14 protein-coding genes and 1 pseudogene are annotated in these 17,706 nt (G+C 61.5%); 8 read left to right on the top strand and 7 right to left on the bottom strand.

Features of this window, described 5'->3' with window-relative positions; translation table 11 throughout:
• Positions 1 to 54 precede the first annotated feature (54 nt).
• Positions 55 to 774 carry a hypothetical protein gene (locus ABIE18_RS03930; RefSeq protein WP_498697558.1) on the top strand — a complete coding sequence of 240 codons (720 nt, stop codon included), beginning with the start codon at positions 55 to 57 and terminating at the stop codon, positions 772 to 774.
• 46 nt (positions 775 to 820) lie between these two features.
• Here the strand turns inward: ABIE18_RS03930 and disA are convergent, their stop codons facing one another.
• The 5 genes and pseudogenes from disA to ABIE18_RS03905 all read right to left on the bottom strand — a co-directional run bounded on the left by disA (position 821) and on the right by ABIE18_RS03905 (position 6,494).
• The gene (gene disA / locus ABIE18_RS03925) at positions 821 to 1,897 is read right to left on the bottom strand and encodes a DNA integrity scanning diadenylate cyclase DisA (protein WP_431117477.1); all 1,077 of its coding nucleotides are present in this window, start codon (positions 1,895 to 1,897) and stop codon (positions 821 to 823) included.
• 264 nt (positions 1,898 to 2,161) lie between these two features.
• Positions 2,162 to 2,773, bottom strand: coding sequence for a Pr6Pr family membrane protein (locus ABIE18_RS03920; RefSeq protein ID WP_499721321.1), 612 nt, complete (start codon positions 2,771 to 2,773; stop codon positions 2,162 to 2,164).
• A 64-nt stretch (positions 2,774 to 2,837) separates the two neighbouring features.
• The gene (gene radA, locus ABIE18_RS03915) at positions 2,838 to 4,211 is read right to left on the bottom strand and encodes a DNA repair protein RadA (protein ID WP_354231738.1); all 1,374 of its coding nucleotides are present in this window, start codon (positions 4,209 to 4,211) and stop codon (positions 2,838 to 2,840) included.
• An 80-nt stretch (positions 4,212 to 4,291) separates the two neighbouring features.
• A pseudogene (locus ABIE18_RS03910) lies at positions 4,292 to 5,511 on the bottom strand (PfkB family carbohydrate kinase); the annotation flags it as partial.
• Entirely contained in the window at positions 5,508 to 6,494 is a 987-nt protein-coding gene (locus ABIE18_RS03905) for a nucleoside hydrolase (RefSeq protein ID WP_499721319.1), read from the bottom strand. The gene ABIE18_RS03905 and the pseudogene ABIE18_RS03910, both read right to left, overlap by 4 nt.
• Positions 6,495 to 6,885: 391 nt before the next feature.
• Between ABIE18_RS03905 and ABIE18_RS03900 the strand changes: the two genes are divergently transcribed.
• From ABIE18_RS03900 to ABIE18_RS03875, 6 genes are all read left to right on the top strand, one after another.
• Positions 6,886 to 7,872: an ABC transporter substrate-binding protein gene (locus ABIE18_RS03900; RefSeq protein WP_499721317.1), complete on the top strand. Its 987-nt coding sequence runs from the start codon at positions 6,886 to 6,888 to the stop codon at positions 7,870 to 7,872.
• Positions 7,869 to 8,693 (top strand): ABC transporter ATP-binding protein, encoded by an 825-nt coding sequence (locus tag ABIE18_RS03895; RefSeq protein WP_499721315.1) that lies wholly within the window; start codon positions 7,869 to 7,871, stop codon positions 8,691 to 8,693. Before ABIE18_RS03900 ends, ABIE18_RS03895 begins: the two co-directional genes overlap by 4 nt.
• Complete coding sequence (locus ABIE18_RS03890; protein ID WP_499721313.1) at positions 8,681 to 9,451, top strand: ABC transporter permease; 771 nt, start codon at positions 8,681 to 8,683, stop codon at positions 9,449 to 9,451. Before ABIE18_RS03895 ends, ABIE18_RS03890 begins: the two co-directional genes overlap by 13 nt.
• A complete protein-coding gene (locus ABIE18_RS03885; RefSeq protein ID WP_499721311.1) occupies positions 9,451 to 10,833 on the top strand; it encodes a sulfatase family protein in 1,383 nt (460 codons plus the stop codon). The genes ABIE18_RS03890 and ABIE18_RS03885 overlap by 1 nt, the downstream gene beginning before the upstream one ends.
• Positions 10,834 to 10,933: 100 nt before the next feature.
• Positions 10,934 to 13,159 carry an arylsulfatase gene (locus ABIE18_RS03880; protein WP_499721309.1) on the top strand — a complete coding sequence of 742 codons (2,226 nt, stop codon included), beginning with the start codon at positions 10,934 to 10,936 and terminating at the stop codon, positions 13,157 to 13,159.
• A 46-nt stretch (positions 13,160 to 13,205) separates the two neighbouring features.
• On the top strand, positions 13,206 to 14,216 hold the full coding sequence (locus ABIE18_RS03875; RefSeq protein WP_499721307.1) for a LacI family DNA-binding transcriptional regulator: 1,011 nt from the start codon (positions 13,206 to 13,208) through the stop codon (positions 14,214 to 14,216).
• A gap of 91 nt (positions 14,217 to 14,307) precedes the next feature.
• Here the strand turns inward: ABIE18_RS03875 and ABIE18_RS03870 are convergent, their stop codons facing one another.
• Both ABIE18_RS03870 and ABIE18_RS03865 read right to left on the bottom strand, forming a co-directional pair.
• The gene (locus ABIE18_RS03870; protein WP_499721305.1) at positions 14,308 to 15,015 is read right to left on the bottom strand and encodes a phosphatase PAP2 family protein; all 708 of its coding nucleotides are present in this window, start codon (positions 15,013 to 15,015) and stop codon (positions 14,308 to 14,310) included.
• A 48-nt stretch (positions 15,016 to 15,063) separates the two neighbouring features.
• A complete protein-coding gene (locus tag ABIE18_RS03865; protein WP_499721303.1) occupies positions 15,064 to 16,191 on the bottom strand; it encodes an FUSC family protein in 1,128 nt (375 codons plus the stop codon).
• A gap of 258 nt (positions 16,192 to 16,449) precedes the next feature.
• Between ABIE18_RS03865 and pstS the strand changes: the two genes are divergently transcribed.
• The gene (pstS, locus tag ABIE18_RS03860; protein WP_499721301.1) at positions 16,450 to 17,571 is read left to right on the top strand and encodes a phosphate ABC transporter substrate-binding protein PstS; all 1,122 of its coding nucleotides are present in this window, start codon (positions 16,450 to 16,452) and stop codon (positions 17,569 to 17,571) included.
• Positions 17,572 to 17,706 lie beyond the last annotated feature (135 nt).

Here is a 17,706-nt window from a genome sequence, read left to right as displayed (position 1 = left end):
GTCCGGCGGCGTGGTGGTGGCGTGCTGCGGAGTGGGCCCGCCTAGCCTAGAAACATGGCCAATCAGGGTAAGAACCAGTCGTCCGCGCGCACATCAGCGCCGGCGAAGGGGTCTGCCCGTAATTCAGGCGGTGCAGGCCGCCCTGGCACCCCAAAGCCCAGGCGACGTCCAAGCCCCGCCGTTTACCGCCGTCGTCGGCAGTTTGTCTTCGGCGCGCTGCTGCTGGTGATCGCCCTCGTGGTGGCTGGCATCATGGCAATTAGTGGTGCGCTTGCAAGTAAGTCCGAGCCCCAAGCGGTCAGCACACCTGAAGCGTCCCAAGTGCCCACGCAAGGGAATGCGCCCACAGCAGGCACTGCCTCCCCGTCCGCAAAGCCGACGCCTGTGTGTGACCTGAGCCTGGTGACCGTGGCCGCAGCTACGGACAAGCCTGCCTACGCGGCGGAGGAGAAGCCGCTGCTGACCATGACCATCACCAACGGCGGAACGGCTCCCTGTGAGGTGAACGTTGGCACGTCCCAAATGGAGTACGTGGTGATGAGTGGCTCGGACCGGATCTTTTCCTCCAAGGATTGCCAGGCCGGAAGTGAAGACCTGGTCAAGACCATCCAGCCCGGCAAGAGCGAGACCGCCAATTTCCCCTGGCAACGCAACCGGACGCTTGAAGGCTGCGCCCCGATCGAGGCCAAGCCCGGCGCAGGCGGCGCCTACTACACGTTCGAGGCCCGCTTGGGGAACAAGTCCAGCACCAAAGCCGTCTTCCAGCTGAACTGACGGCTGCAGCAGGGCGGCCGGGAAACGTGCGACGGCGACTGCCGGCTTAGAGGAAGCGGTCCAGCAAACTGGCCTCGGCCATGCGGCTCAAGCCCTCGCGGACCGTGCGTGCGCGCTGGTCGCCGATACCGTCTACGGTCATGAGGTCATCGATGGTGGCTGCCATGAGGTTCTGCAAGCCGCCGAAGTAGTCCACCAGACGATCGGCGACGGCCTTCGGCACGGACTTGAGGCCGGACAGGAGGCGGTAGCCGCGGGGCTGGACCACGGCGTCCAACTGCTCCACGCCACCGGCGAAGCCAATGATTCCGGCAATCCTGCTCAGGTCGATCAGTTCAGTGGGCCCGAGGTTGAGGAGTGCTTGGACGGCTTCTTCAATATCCTCGGGAGTGGCATCGGGGTCTGCATAGTCGCGGATGATGACATCGCTGCCGGGGCCGCGCCCCATGGTGAGTTCCTCCACCTGCAGCGACAGCAGGCGACCATCCTCGCCAAGTTCCAGGACGTATTGGGCAATTTCCTCGGAAATCCGCCTGACCATTTCCTGGCGTTGCAGGGTGACGGCGACGTCCCTGACGGTGACCAGCGCTTCGATCTCAAGGGCTGAAAGGGAACTGGTCACTTGGTCGAGCCTTGCGCTGTAACGCTCCAACGTTGCCAGGGCCTGGTTAGCGCGGGCGAGGACCTTCTCCGAGCCCTCCAAGACGTGGCGCAGGCCATTCACATATAGCGCGATGATCTGCATCGACTGGCTGACAGAGATGACGGGAACGCCAGTCTGGATGGCGACGCGCTCTGCTGTTCGGTGCCTGGTTCCGGATTCCTGCGTCTCGATGCTGGAGTCCGGAACGAGCTGCACCGCGGCTCGGACGATGTTGCTGGCGTCCTTATCGCAGATGATGGCGCCGTCCATCTTGGCGAGTTCACGGAGGCGCGTGGGCGAGAACTCGATGCCGATATCGAATCCGCCCGAACAGATGGAGTCGATGGTGCGGTCATAGCCCAGCACAATCAAGGCGCCGGTGCGTCCACGGAGGATGCGTTCCAAGCCGTCCCGTAAGGGAGTTCCGGGTGCGACTCTGGCCAGAGTCGCCTTGAGCGACTCTTCCGGGCTCCGGGCCATAGGGTTTCCCTTCGAAGGTGCAAGCCATGGCTCACAGACAAGCTGAATCCGGCATCCGCGGGCGCTTCGAAAAATGCCCTGATGACGACTAGCACCATGATATGGCTTCCGGGCACCGTTAACCGCACCAGCAAGCCCCAAAGTGGGTCATTTCGTTATGTACGCGAACGGCCGGAAGGTGCCCTTTCCTGCGTTCTTGGCAAGGGCTGTTTGGGCCGATTGAGTGGTTGACATGGGCCGATATAACAAATTGGTGTAGATATTCTAGTAATCCACCTGCCGCTTCAACTTATTACCCAGCCAGAGCATCGCCAGGCTTACCACGAGGAAGCCAACGGAAATCGCAAGGGCAAAGACAACAACGCCGCCCCAGCCGCCTGCCCGGGTGGGGTCGATGAACCAGTAGGGATACCAGTTCACCAAGGCGCCCCGAACCAGGCTGTAGACGAGGTAACCGATGGGATAAAGCAGCCAGTACCAGATGTGGCGGGTCGTCAGGGTTGCGCGCGGCGGTTGGAAGAGCCAATCCACCGGGATCAGGTAATGGACCACGAAGTTGACCCACGGAAGGAGTGAGCCCAGGTCCTCGCCGGCAAGCAAAGCTCCGAAGACCAGTCCAACCACGGCCATGGCGATGGTCGCCGTACCGCGAGTGGCGTCATCGATCTCGCTGGGCCGTTTGCGGATGAGGACCCTGTAGCCGCTGATGAGCAGCACCAGGGCCGCAAAGATGTTGGAGAGGTTGGTGAAGTAGCTGAAGAAGTTCCAGACGTCATAGCCCATGCCCAAATGAACCGTCAGCTGTGTTCCCACCGCCACCAACGTCAAAAGGCCGAAGAAAAAGCGTCCCCCAATAAGCACAATTCTTTTGGTCATGGCCCAATCCTTGCCGAGCCGCATCCCAGTAGCCGCCCGACACCCCGCGAGGATCGCCTTTGGCCTATGTGATCAACAGCTCCAACGCCTCGGCCAGATGCCCCACTTCGCGCACGGAGAAACCTTCCGGGATAACGCCCGCACCCGCAGGGCTGGCAGGGACGATGGCGTGCGTGAAGCCCAAGCGGTGTGCCTCTTGGATGCGCTGGTTGATTCCAGGGACGGGACGTACTTCGCCAGCCAAGCCCACCTCGCCGAACGCAATGAGCCGTTGGGGGAGTGCTTTGCGGGATTTGGCTGACGCAACGGCCAACGCCACTGCGAGGTCGGTGGCCGGTTCCGTCAGCTTCACGCCGCCGACAGTTGCCACATAGGAATCGTCCTTATGAAGCATGCAGCCAGCACGCTGCTGAAGCACTGCGAGCAACATTGCCACCCGGGAGCTCTCCAGCCCACTGGTGGCACGGCGGGGCTGCGAATTGGCGCTCTCAGCGAGAAGGGACTGAACCTCTGCCAGCAGCGGCCTGCGACCCTCCATGGTCACCGTGATGCAGGTTCCGGAGACCGGCTCACGGGTCCGCGAAACGAACAGCCCGCTGGGATCGGCCAACCCCTCGATGCCGGCCTCGTTGAGATCAAAGCATCCGACGTCGTCGGTAGCCCCGTAGCGGTTTTTCACAGCCCGGAGCAGCCGCAGACGGGAGTGGCGCTCGCCTTCGAACTGGCATACGACGTCCACCAGATGTTCCAGCAAGCGCGGCCCTGCGATGGTACCTTCCTTGGTTACGTGACCCACCAGCAGCGTTGTCATGTTGCGTCGCTTGGCCGCGGAGATGATGGACGCCGCAACTTCCCGAACCTGGGAAACGCCACCGGCACTACCCTCGACATCCGCACTGCTAAGGGTTTGCACAGAGTCCACGATCAGCAACTTTGGCTCAAGCTTCTCCACTTGGCCCAGCGCCTGTCCAAGATCGGTCTCGGCCGACAGATACAAAGTATGCGCGACCGCGTCAATCCGCTCCGCGCGTAGCTTGACCTGGGCTGCGGATTCCTCGCCCGTGATGTACAGGACGTCCTGCCCTGTGCGGGCAAACTTCGCGGCGACGTCCAACAGCAGCGTGGATTTCCCGACGCCGGGTTCACCAGCCAGCAGGATGACGGCACCGGGGACGAGCCCTCCTCCAAGGACGCGGTCCAACTCGTCCACACCCGTGGGCAGGAATGCCGCTGTTGTCCCATCTACCTCAGCGATACGGCGGGCGGGCTCCAAAACGGTAGCGGCCGCCGTCGTACGCGCAACGGTGGCGCCGTACTCTTCAACCGTTCCCCACGCCTGGCACTCACCGCAGCGGCCCACCCACTTGATGGCCGTCCAGCCGCATTCGGCGCATTTGTAAGCGGGTGTCTTGGATGCGCGGGAGGTCTTGGAAGCCATGGGTTCAAGGTTAGCCGTGGGGACTGACAGTATTGGCCAGGGTCCACGTGCGTACTACAACCCCACTGTTGGAAACCGCACTTCGGCAGGAACCAGTCAGCACACCATTCCCAGACGTTGCCAGCCATCTCGAACAGTCCGTAGCCGTTGGGGCGAAACGCTCTTACGGGCGCGGTGCCTAGGTGGCCATCATCGCCGGTATTGACGGTGGGAAAGGTGCCTTGCCGGATGTGCACAGGTGCACACCATCCGGTGTGAGTTCATTTCCCCAGGCGTAGCGCATGCCGTCCAGTCCTTCGCGCGCGGCGTATTCTCACTCGGCTTCCGTAGGCAAGCGTCGGTTAGCCCACTGGCGGTACCCCAGGGCGTCCTGGTGGGAGACGTGCACCACCGGGTGGTCGCGGACAGTGGTTCAGCTGGATGACGGACCAGTCGGACCGGCCCAGCTGGCACCTCGAATCCCATCTGCCCGTAGCTCGTTCGTCGCGTCAAAGACCCACGGCTGTGCCCCTGGCCAGGTTGTAGCCTCTGTGCCCGCCTCGACAGCCTTTTCGAGGGCGTCTGCGGGATCCCACCCGAGAGCAAGGTATCCCGCCAATGTGCCTGCAAAGGCGTCGCCGGCTCCTGTCGTGTCCACTAATGCCGCGGGGGAAGGCCGTTTGGTGTGGGAGAGCCAACTGGCACCCTCTGCCCCAAGCGTGACGCAAGCGTTCTTGATGTTAGGAAGTTGGGCCCGCTCATGTTCATTGACGATGACGAGATCGGCCTGGCTGGCAAGGTCCTCAGCCGATGGCGTGACCGGGGAGGCATTGAGTACGGAGAAAACACCGTGTTTCCTAGCCAGTTGCAGGGCCAGCTCCACAGTCTCACGGGGAGATTCGAGCTGGAGGAGAAGCACTGCGGAGGCTGCGATGGAGGCCTCTGCTGCCAGGACATCCTCCCTGCTGAGGGCAGTGTTTGCTCCCGGGATGACGACGATGCTGTTCTCTGCATATCCATCAACACAGACAATGGCGCGTCCGCTTTCGATGCTGGGTGTCCGTTGCAAGTGCTGCACGTCGACGCCCCTGGCGCACAGTGCCTCACGGTACATTCGTCCGTCCTCATCCATTCCGACGCGACCGATCAGCAGCGCCGAGGCCCCAGCGCGGCTGACGGCCAAGGCCTGATTGGCCCCCTTTCCGCCGGGCCTGTCGATAAGCTCCAGGCCAAGGACGGTCTCGCCCGGCCGGGGATGCCGCTCCACGCGAACCACAGTATCGATATTCAGTGATCCGACAACGGTCACGAGGCAACTCATCGCGACACCATTTCATTGATGGCGGAGAGGAAGGTTTCGCGCATTAGGGCCGGGTCGATGGCAGTGGCCACGTTGATCATGCGAGCCTCGGGAGACTGGCCATGCAGTTCGCTTTCGCCCGACTTTGTGCGTCGGTCCACCATCGTCTGACCGCGCGAACTGCCGCTCAGGACCACGGAGACCGGGTATTCCTCCAACAGCGCCACGTGGTGGTTGGCGATCAAACACGCAGCCCCTGCGTCCCCGATCGTCGCGCCCTCAGCAAGCCGGCTGTCGTCCGCCTCCCGCAGCGCCGCATACCTCAACAATTTGCCCACGAGGCGTGATCCGGGATCGCTGGCCTCCAGCAACGGAAGGTAGTCGTCGTCCGGAACGTTCGCCTGGTAGAAGACGTCCAGGCCATACATGGTGATGGGGATGCCGGAATCCAAAACGATGGCCAAGGCCTCGGGGTCGTGCCAGGCATTGAATTCCGCCACGGGCGAGGCGTTTCCCACGCCGCCCGACCCACCCATGAAGACAATCCGGGCCAGTCGGGACGCGTATTCCGGGTAGACACGAATAAAAAGGGCCACGTTCGTTAGTGGACCCAAGGCCAGCAGGGTCAGCGGCTCCGCGCTGTCCGCAACCGTCTTGCGGATGAGCTCTGGTGCCGCCAACGGAGACGCCAAGTGGGGGCTCTGCGGTAGGGCGATTTCACCCAGGCCGTTGGAACCATGAAATCCGTGGGCGGTCCAAAGCTTGTTGATCAAAGGCCGTTCCGCACCGCGGCCCACGGGCACCACGCCAGCCCCGGCCAAATCCAGCACGTCCAGGGTGTTCCGGACCACTTGGTCAACATTCGTATTGCCGGCCACGCAGGTAACGGCCTTCAGCCTGATGTGTTTGCTCCGCGCAAGCAGGAAGAGTGAAAGCGCATCGTCGATGCCCGTGTCGACATCGGCAATGACGGGCACGGATTCGCGGGTTTGAGGTCTTGTCATTAGGGTCTGGCTCCAATTTCAGTTCGGCGGGGAGGACGTTCGGCAATGGGGGGCGGTGGCCGAGGGTGCCCTCTGGGAACGTGCTTGAGTCGGCGGGGTTCGCTGGATGTCTGTTGACATCTTGGAGATGCGAACTTAGCTTAGATTGAAATCGATTTCGAGCACAAGGGTATTTTCACCGGAAGATCAGCCCGGAAAGCTTGAAGCGATAGAGGAACCACTTCGCGTGGGACTGTTCCAATCAGTCGGCTCACCAGCATAGTCAGCTATATAAACGGGGCAGACAAGCCGCGACCAGGCAATCACCCCGACGCCGGCACCAGCCAAAAACCATTGACGCAGACCCCGGCCAAACCTAGACTTATTCTGAAATCCTTTTCAAGGAGCAGCAATGAAAGCAACACTTCGCACTACTTTGGCTGCCGCCCTCACTGCCGCCCTCACTGCCGCCGCCATTGCCCTCGCTGGTTGTGGAGGGAGCCCCGCAGCCGGGGGTCCTGCGGCGCGGATCTCCGTGGATCCAACATCGAGCATGCCGGCCCTCGCCGCAGTCGAACAGGGCATCTTCAAAAAGAACGGGGTGGAGGTGACCACTCAGCGCTTCCTCGCAGTTCAAGGTGTGGATGCGGTGCTCGGCGGGCAGATGGACTTTGCGTCCGCCTTGGACTTCGCCGTACTTTCCCGGTTGCAGACTGGACGCATCAAGATCGTCGCAGCGACCGCGACACCGGACCCGGGCTTCAACAAGCTGATCGTGAGCAACTCAATCAATAAACCGGCGGATCTTTCCGGCAAGAGGTTGGGAACGGTCGCAGGAACCGTCCAGGAATACATTGGAAGCCGTTATCTTGCAGACAACAAGATTGACGAAAGCGGCGTAGACATCCAGAAGTTCACCGACTTCTCCGAGGTGGTGGCCGCCCTGCGGACCGGCAAGATCGACGCCGGGTGGGTACGTGCCACCGACGTCAAGGAAGCGACGAAGAGCGGCAACACAAAAATGCTCGCTGACGACAGTGCGGTCCGCAGCTCATCCTCGATCTTCCTCGTCGCTGGCGTCGATTTCATCAAGCAGAACCCGGAAACTGTACAAAACGTGCTGAAATCGCTGGACGAGGGAAGCACGTACGTCAACACTCATCCAGATGAGACGGCAGAAACGATTGCAAAAAGCACGCAGAGCGACCCCGCCACCCTGAAAAGCGTCATCCCCACCACCAAGTTCGGAATCTCCCTGACCAAGGACCAGCTGCAAGGGCTGGCTGAGGTTCAGAAGTTTGCCGTGGAACGCAAGCTGCTCAAGCCCGGTTCCGATGTAAATACCTACGTGGACAGCACGGCCCTGCAGGCCGTTCTGCCCGGGAAGGTGAAACTGTGAGCAACCATCACCTGACGACCCATACGAGGATGGCGCAAACGAATGGGGCAGATAATGCAATACGCTTCGACAACCTGGGCCTTCGCTTTGGCAAAGACAGCGACTGGGTCCTGCAAAACCTCAATCTCGAGATCAAGAAGGGTGAGTTCTTCGTCCTCGTCGGTCCCAGTGGGTGTGGCAAGTCAACACTGCTGCGTGTTCTGGCCGGGATAGCCGAGGCAACAGAGGGCCAGGCACTGTTGGCCTCGGGGCCGGTGACTGGCCCCGGACCGGATCGCGGCATGGTCTTCCAGTCTGTTGATGCGCCACTGATGGACTGGCTCACGGCCCGTCAGAACGTGGAATTCGGTTTGAAGATCCAAGGCATGGGCCGCAAGGAACGGCGGGAAGTTGCCGCCAAGTACCTCGCCAAGGTTGGCCTTCAGAGGGCAGCGGATAAGTATCCGCGTGAACTCTCCGGCGGAATGAAGCAGAGGGTGCAGATCGCACGAATCCTTGCGATCCGTCCGGACATCATTCTCATGGATGAACCCTTCGCCGCCCTCGACGCGCAGTCGCGGCGACTGCTCCAGGCTGAGATCTCGAAGATCTGGGCGGAAGAACGCAAGACCTTCGTTTACATCACCCACGACATCAGAGAAGCGGTCTTGCTCGGCGAACGGGTTGCGGTGATGAGCGCTGCGCCGCGATCGGGCATCAAATCCTGCCGCACGATTGACCTCCCATACCCCCGCGATGAGTTCGACGCCCGGTTCGGTGAACTTGCCCGCTTGGTAGAAGCAGATATTCAGGAAGAAGTGAGCAAAACATGGGAAGACTGAACCGCACGGTCCTTTGGTCGGTTGCCTCAATCGCAGGGTTTCTGATCTTCTGGCAACTTGCCTCCGGAACCCTCATCGAGCGCGACTTCCTGCCCGCGCCGACGGACGTCCTCGCCGCAGGGGCTGACATGGCTATGGATGGGACGCTCTTGACCTCCATCGGAGCCAGCCTCCAGCGCATCTTTACCGGCTGGGCGGTCGGCAGCTTGATCGCGATTCCAATCGGCCTCATCGCAGGTGCGACGCGCATCGGACGGGCAATCCTGGATCCGTTCATCCACTTCTTCCGGTTCGTCCCTGCCATTGCGCTGATTTCACTGTTCATCATCTGGTTTGGGGTGGGCGAAATGTCCAAGGTGGCCCTCATTGGGTACGCAACGGCTTTCACCGTCACTGTCAATACGGCCGTTGGTGCCGCTTCCATACAACCGGACAAGCTCAGCGCTGCCCGTTGCCTGGGCGCTACCCCTTGGCGGGTCTTCCGCGACGTGACCGTGCCGGCGTCGATACCGGCAATGTTCACCGGCATGCGACTGGCCATGGCCCAGTCGTTCCTGGTCATCGTTGCCGTCGAAGCGTTGGCCGCCAACGCAGGCCTCGGCTTCATCATCTGGAATTCCAGGTTGTACTTCCGGACGGACTGGGCACTGGTGGGCATCGTTTGCCTCGGGCTGATCGGCTACATCAGTGACCGGCTGTGGAAACTGTTCGGTGGGACCATCATCAGCCGGTTCACTGGCGCAGCTGCGAGCTACTGATGACAGCCCTGCCGCAAGCCACAGGGGAGAAGCACCGACGCCCCAATGTCGTTTTGCTCATTTGTGATCAAATGCAGCAGCAGCGTCTCGGCGCCGGGTGGGCCTTGAACGGAACCCCCGGATCCCTCACCCCAAACCTCGACCTTCTGGCCGCCGAAGGAACTTCCTTCAACCGGGCGTACTGTTCGAATGCCCAGTGCACCCCATCGCGTGCTTCGTTGCAAACAGGCCAGTACCCGCATGAGTCAGGGGTGATGGTGATCTATGGCTTCGGCGGCCACACAGGGCACTTGGGACCCAGGCATACAACCTTGGCCCATGCGTTCAAGGCGGCCGGCTATGCAACGGCCATCTTCGGGAAGACACACTTCGGCTACCCGATCGAAGAGCTGGGTTTCGACTCGGGCATCGAGCGAGGCGGCGGCGAGTCTCTCGCCGCCGTCGATCGCCAAATCACTGACGATGCCATCGGTTTCCTTGCTGGACACCCCGCGGATCAACCGCTGTTTCTGGTGGTGTCATGGCATCAGCCGCATCCGCCGTTCGAAGAAGCGGAACCTTTCTTCGCGGGGATAAGCCCACAGCAGTTGGACCTGCCGCACTCGTTTTTGGCGGACGACCTTTCAGGAAAACCACGTTTCCAACGTGATCGCCGCCGCCAAGAGGGCGGAGGGTACGACGAGGAGCAGCTTCGGTCCGAAATGGCGAAGTACTGCTCCATGATCAGCGCCGTGGACCATGAAGTGGGAAGGTTCATCGCTGGCGTGAAGTCTTCAGACTCCTGGGACCATACCATCGCCGCATTCACCTCGGACCACGGGGACATGATGGGAGCCCACGGCCTCAGGCTGAAAGGCCCCCTCCCTTACGAAGAACTGTTCCGGGTTCCCTTGATCATTCGTGCGCCGCACTTGCCGGGCAACCGCGTCGTCGATGAATTGAACGTCAATGTCCAGTTGCCGGGGACGCTGATGGACCTCGCCGGGGTGCCGCGCCCCGACTCATGGCCGGACCGGGAAGCCCTGGCGGGACTTGGGGGCGACGATGAAGGTCCGGATCAGGTCTTCATGGAGCACTATGGAGCGTACTGGGGATGGCATCCATTCCGGATGGTTGTCACCAAGACGCATAAGTACGTGCGCTATTACGGCCCGGATGATGGTGCGGAAGAGCTGTACCACCTCGCCGTCGATCCCGATGAGTGCGTAAATCTTGCCCAAAACCCGGACCACAGCGCAATTCGTGCGCGACTCCGGAACGCCGTCGATGACTGGTGGCGTGAAACCGGCGGGCGGGATTGGGCCTACTACGAATCCGACGATTTCAAACTCGCAGATGAAGCCACGCTGGTGCGCGACAACCATCTCTGGGCGGACACGTGAAACCCGCCCCAAATTCCTGGCAGACACTATCCCCGAACCAGGCCCAAGCCGAGGGATGCCAATTTCCCGTTGGACCACGGTCCTGATGGAGGCTCAAAAAATGAACATGCTAGAACCGGAATTTGCCGGAATCATCGGCAGAACCGTCCCGGAATCTTCCCCATCCTGGGCGCGGGACAGGAACGCGGAGAACCCGGGCCGACCAAACATCATGGTCGTTGTCCTGGACGATACGGGTTGGTCCGACTTCGGATGCTTTGGCTCCGAGATCCAGACGCCCACCTTTGATTCCATTGCTGAACGCGGAGCCCGTTACACAAACTTCCACGTGACGCCGCTTTGTTCCCCTACCCGGGCGTCATTGCTCACAGGCCGGAACCACCATGCAGTGGGGATGAGGTTCCTTGCAGATACAGACACGGGGTTTCCGAACTCCCGTGGCTGTGTTCATCCTGACATCCCGATGCTTCCCGAAGTACTCCGAGGCGAGGGTTACGGAACCTACTTGGTTGGCAAGTGGCATCTGGCACCCCTCCATGAAATTACCCCCGCGGGTCCGCACAGGAATTGGCCCCTGAGCCGTGGCTTCGACAGGTTCTACGGCTTCCTCGACGGCTGCACCGACCAGTTCACTCCGGAACTCTTCGAAGACAACCATCAGGTCGCTGTTCCGGCCGTCGAGGACTACCATCTCAGCGAAGATCTCGCTGACCGCGCTATCGGCTACGTAGCGGAACACACCAGCTACCGGCCGTGGACGCCTTTCTACATGCAGTTTGCGATGGGCGCGACCCATGCTCCCTTCCAGGTGCCGCGTGAATACGTGGAAAAGTACGTGGACGTCTTCTCCAAGGGCTGGGACCAAACCCGGAAGGACAGGCTTCTTCGGCAGGTCCAGTTGGGAGTCATGCCTCACGGTTCGATCCTGACGGACCGCGATGGCGACATCCGGCCCTGGGACACCCTGAACGATGATGAGCAGTTGCTTTTCACGCATCTCCAGGCGGCCTATGCAGGGTTCCTTGATCACGCAGACGCCCAGGTTGGCAGGATTGTCCAGGCACTGAAAGACATGGACCAACTGGATAACACCATTTTGATTGTCATGTCGGACAACGGTGCCAGCAGGGAGGGCGGGCAGAACGGTGCCGTTGACTGCAATGCCCCCTACAGCGGAAATCCGCAGACGGTTGCAGAGCAGCTTTCCCAGCTCCAAGACATTGGTGGACCAGACGGGCCGGCGCATTACCCGATGGGGTGGGCTATGGCCGGGAATACGCCTTTCCGGAAGTACAAGCAGTATGTGGATCTTGGAGGCGTCAGGTCACCATTCGTCCTTTCGTGGCCTTCCCGTTTCCCTCTCCACAACGAGATACGCCGAAACTTCATACACGTCATCGATGTCATGCCAACTCTGCTCGAGCTGGCCGGAATACCAAACCCGGCAATGGATGGATCGAGTTTTGCTCGATCGCTGAATGAGCCCGGAGCTCCTCCTGCCCGTGATACCCAGTACTGGGAAATGCTCGGTCATCGGGCCATCTGGCACAAGGACTGGAAAGCGGTCACGGAACACGTTCCCGGGACGCCCTTTGAGAAAGACAAGTGGCGGCTTTACAACACGGTTACCGATCCAAGCGAGTCTACGGACGTGGCTGCAAGCCACCCTCAAAAGGTCGATCAGCTTCAACGACTGTGGTGGAGCGAAGCCGTGGACCACCAGGTATTGCCACTGGATGACCGGCCGCTCGTGCAGCTCTTGGACCTCCGTTCCCCGTTCGCGCTGACAGCGCGCCGGCAGGTGGTTCTCCAGAGCGGTTCCGGGCATGTTCCTTTCTCCTCGGGAATTACTGGGTCTGAGCGCTCCATGCGGATAACGGCACAGCTGAAAGGCCTCGAACCTGGGGATGCCGGAGTGTTATTCAGCAGCGGAAATTCCCGTGGCGGTTACAGCCTTTATCTGCAGGATGGTTCAGTCCATTTCGAGCACACGGCCTTGGGCCGTGAGGCCCATGCATCAACTGTGGATCCGCTGCCGTACGGCGATGTGTGCATAGGGGTGGAACTGCAGCGTTCGCCGGACCGGAGTTCGCACGCCGTGCTGTTTGTGAACGGTCAGCCTGTGGCAAAGGTGCACCTTCCCTTGACCAGCGCCCACCTCAGTTTTTGGGGTGCCGACATCGGGCGTGACGTTGGGCGTCAGGTCAGCGCGAACTACGAGGGCGAATTTCCCTTACGCGCAGGAATCATCCAGAACATCACGATCGATTTCCATGATTCGCCGCCAATCGCCGAAATCGCCGAGGCGCTTGAGCATATTGAATGACCGCTAGGGTGATTGCTGTACCCATGACAGAAATGAGTGACATACCGTGACCACGATCAGTGATGTGGCCCAAGCTGCCGGCGTTTCGGAGGCCACCGTTTCCCGCGTCCTGAACCGGCCGGAAATCGTCGCCGAAGAGAAACGCCGACGGGTGCTCAGTGCCATTGAGCAGCTCAAATTTGAGCCGAGCCTTTCGGCGCGCACCTTGCGCTTGAAGAGCTTCCGCAACGTGGCGCTGCTGGTCGGGGATATCTCACAACCGTTTCACGGGCGGATGGCGAAAGCTGTGGAAGCCGCTGCCGAAGAGCATGGGTACAGCGTCACCCTGGGTGACCTCGACAATAGCGAAGGCCGTCTTCTTGGTTTCTTACAAGCCCTCCCCAAACGCGGCGTCGATGGTGTGCTGCTTTCGACAGCGGCTGACCTTGACCGCCCGGTGGTGAGGGACGCAATCGAGGAACTTCGACGCCAAGGGATCCCCTTGGTCACCACGTCGCAGTCAGTCAGCTCGATGGGCGTACCCAGCGTCCTTGAGGACATCAAGCAGGTGGGAAAGGATGCGGCCAATCACTTGATCGGGCGTGGCGACAACCTGCTGGTGCTGATTGGAGGCGGCAACGCCTCGGCTTACTCCCGCATCCTGCACTCTGGCGTGCGTGAGGCCGTCCGCGAAGCGGCTGACGGAAAGGCCAGCCTCAAAATAGTCAATGGGCGCTACCAGCATGAACCTGCACGCAAGGCCTTGACCCGGCTGCTCCTTGGCGGGTATCGGCCGGACGGAATCGTGACGGCCAATACGCCGATGGCCATAGGCGCAATCCGCGCCCTGAAGGAAGCTGGTCTCAAAGTGCCGGGAGACGTTGCTGTGGTTTCGTGTGAGGACGTCCCGGACGCCCAGTTCATCCTCCCGTCCATCTCCTCCGTGGGCACTGACATGAACGAGTACGGTGCGCAGGCTTTTGGTCTGCTGCTGCGGATCATGTCCGGTAATGTGTCCCACGAAAACTGCATCATTCCGCACGAGTTGATTGTTCGGGAATCATCCCTCGATAGGTAGGTCCAAAGAGGCGCCGATTCGATGACGCGCTGCCCATTCGATGGTTGGAACCGTCTAAACCGCAGCGAGTCGTCGAAATGGACTGGGCGGCTTACGCGGCCCGCCCATGCCGCGCCGCGTCGACGAAAACGGCCAGCCCTGCGACGCCAAGGGCCAAGCCCAGGGACGCAACCACATCCGTGAGCCAGTGGTACCCCAGATACAGCCGGCTGTAGGCGACCAGCAGCGTCAGCAGTGCGGCCCCGCAATAGGCGAGGGCCGCCGTCGTGCGTGTTCCGGAACGCGAGACCAGCAAGTAGGTGATGACAAGCGCGAAAACCCCGGCGCCGAGCGTGTGGCCGGACGGGAAGGACAGTGCGTCATCCGGGCCCAGCAGGAAGTCCGACGACGGCGGCCGCGAGCGGAAGACCTCGAATTTGATGACCGTTGCGAGAACCATCGAGAGCACCATGGCGCCCATCAGGACGGCGGGACGCCACACTTCCCTCTTCCTCACCGCCCAAACGACGGCGACCAATCCGCCGATGATGGACGTCGCGACGGGGGAGGTGGCGCCGGAAACGGTCGCCAACAAGGCAGTGGCAACGGGATTTCGGGAGTCGACGATGACGCTGTGGACCGCGCCGTCGAGCGTGGCAAGGCCGCCGGACGAGAGCACGGCTGCGAACATCAGCCAGAACACCACATCCCCGGCCACGAACATCGCACCTGCCCAGAGGAACAGCAGCCGCTGCCGCAGCCGAAGGGTAGGGGCGGGCCTGAACATCATGGAGAGTCGCGCTGATGAAGCGTGGAGCATCGGCCCATTATCCCCGACGGGACTGAAGCTTGGCTGGGAGCCGGGCACCTAAAGAGCTGGCAACACGTCCCGGGCCTCGTCGGATTCCAGTCCGCTCGCCTCCAACAGGTCCACCATGAGCGGCCGGAACAGCATCACCACGGTTTCGCCCTCAAGCTTCTGGACGTCGAGCATCTTGGGGTGCAGGCGCGAGGCGATGTCGGTCAGCTCGTTGCGGGCGTGACGCATGTGGACGCGGCGGGTTCCCTCGCTTTGCTCCGCCAGGCCAATGGTCAGTTCATCGATTGCTGCGGCAGTTTCCTGCAGTACCTCGGAGATGCTTTCGATTGCTTCGTCGGATAACGCGGCATGGTTGATCGCGCTGGTGAGCCTGCGGGCAAAAACGCGGCTGTTACGGAGTGCAAGATCGATGTATTCCAACGAATGCTCCAGGCTGGCTAGCTCGTCGCGGTGCCGGCGGTGGGCCGGAGCCAGAGTGGCTACCTCGCCTGAGGCGCGGAGGGTCTGCCGCATCCGGTCCACCAGTGGTTGGCAGTTGCGGCCGCGAATCAGCGCGTGCCATGCGATGGTGGAGTCGCTTTCCACCATGGCCTTGGCACACTCGCGCAGCACTTCGGCGAGTTCGTGCAGGATCTTCTGGATATCCTTTCGCGGCTCCCGGCGCGGATCCTTCGGCACCAAAATAGTCACCAGCAGAGCGAACACGCCGCCCACCACGGCATCCAGGCTTCGCGTAAACGGCCCGCCCGCCGGGGCCGGCAGCAGCACCACCAGCAGCGACTGGAGACCCAATTGGGTGGTGAAAATCGTCCCGCTGTCCAGGAACCTGGCCAGCAGGATAGAGAAAAGAAGCACGACGGCGGCCTGCAGGATCCCAGCGCCCAGCCAGTGGAGCAGGAGGTCACCCACCACGATGCCGAGCGTGCAGCCCAGTCCAACCTCAATAACGCGACGCAAGCGCGGATCACGGGAGAAGCCGAGCGCAATCAACGAAGAAGTGGCCGCGAACAATGGCCCTTGGTGGCCCAGGACATATTCCGCGAAAGCATAGGCGCCCACGGCACACACGGTCATCTGAATAGCCGGCGTCAGGGAGTTCCGGCTACGGACCAAGCCCGTCCGGACTCTGGCCCGCAGGAACCTCTTGCTTGCAGAAAATCCCTTCGCGGCAGCCATGTCCTCCAGTCTATTTGCCGAACCCGGGCAACGATGACGCGCCGGACGCTACTCAGGGCGCTACGTGGGCCGCGCTCAAGGTGGCACGCGCCACATAACCCAATGGTCCGCCGTCGTTCACTTTGCGTTCACCTTCCACGTCAGATCCCGTTACCTGCGCTGCTTACCTTCAGTAAAGGCACAAAAGGTCCATAGCTCACGCACGCCGAAATCTCCGTTCGGCCCGCATCAGAGAATCCCTGGAAGGGGTACATCCAAGTGAAGGCAACTCGCTTCGGCCGCAACGCGGCAATCGCGGTCATCGCAGCTGGCGCTCTCGCGCTCACCGCTTGCGGTTCAGACAACGCAACGGGCACCACCGCTGGCACGCAGTCCGCAGCAGCGGGCACCAAGCTTACCGGCACCCTCACCGGCATTGGCGCATCCTCCACCGGCGCCGCCATGGACGCCTGGAAGGCCGGCTTCGCCAGTGCAAACCAGGGCGCAACCGTGCAGTACTCCCCGGACGGTTCCGGCGCAGGCCGCAAAGCCATCATCGATGGCTCGGCACAATTCGCCGGCTCGGACGCCTACCTGAAGGACGAAGAGCTCGAGAGCTCCAAGGCCAAGTGCGGCCCCGAAGGCGCCATCAACATCCCGGTATACATCTCCCCGATCGCCGTCGCCTTCAACGTCCCCGGTGTCACGGACCTGAAGCTCGACGCCGCTACGGTCGCCAAAATCTTCCGCGGCGAAATCGCCAACTGGAATGACCCCGCAATCGCGGCCCTGAACGCCGGCGTTACCCTGCCGGACCTCAAGGTCACCCCCGTGAACCGCTCTGACGACTCCGGAACCACCACCAACTTCACCGACTACCTCGCAGCTGCTGCTCCCGAGGTCTGGACGGACAAAGCTGCAGGCATCTGGCCGGCAACCCTGAAGGGCGAGAACGCCAAGGGCACCTCCGGCGTCGTCAAGACCGTCACCGACACCCCGGGCGCCGTGACCTACGCCGATGACTCCGCTGTCTCCGGCAAGCTGGGCACTGCTTCCATCAAGGTCGGCGAGGAATTCGTCAAAATCTCCGCTGATGCTGCTTCCAAGGCCGTAGAAGCGGGCAAGCCGGTTGACGGTCGCGCTGCCAATGACGTCGCCATCAAGCTCGACCGCAAGACCACTGCCTCGGGCGCCTACCCTGTAGTGCTCGTTTCTTACCACGTTGTATGCACCACGTACGAGACCAAGGCAGTTGCTGACCTGGTCAAAGCCTTCGAAAGCTACGTAGTTTCCGACGAAGGTCAGAAGACCGCCGCTGACGCTGCCAAGTCCGCGCCGCTCTCCAAGACGCTGCAGGACAAGGCCAAGGCCGCCATCGAAACCATCAAGGCCAAGGCCTAAGGTTTCCGGCGGGTTTGCCTGAACCCGGCTAAACACTGAAGTTCCCTGTCCTGCGCGGATGGCCCATAAAGCCGCCGCGCGGGATAGGGAACTTACCCATGTAAGACCAGTTCACTGAGACTGAAGGATCGTGAA

The organism is Arthrobacter sp. 2762 (assembly GCF_040548745.1).
In the GTDB taxonomy this organism is placed as follows: domain Bacteria; phylum Actinomycetota; class Actinomycetes; order Actinomycetales; family Micrococcaceae; genus Arthrobacter.
Note: the sequence above shows the minus strand (reverse complement) of the source record. Positions and strands in the feature narration are given on the sequence as shown.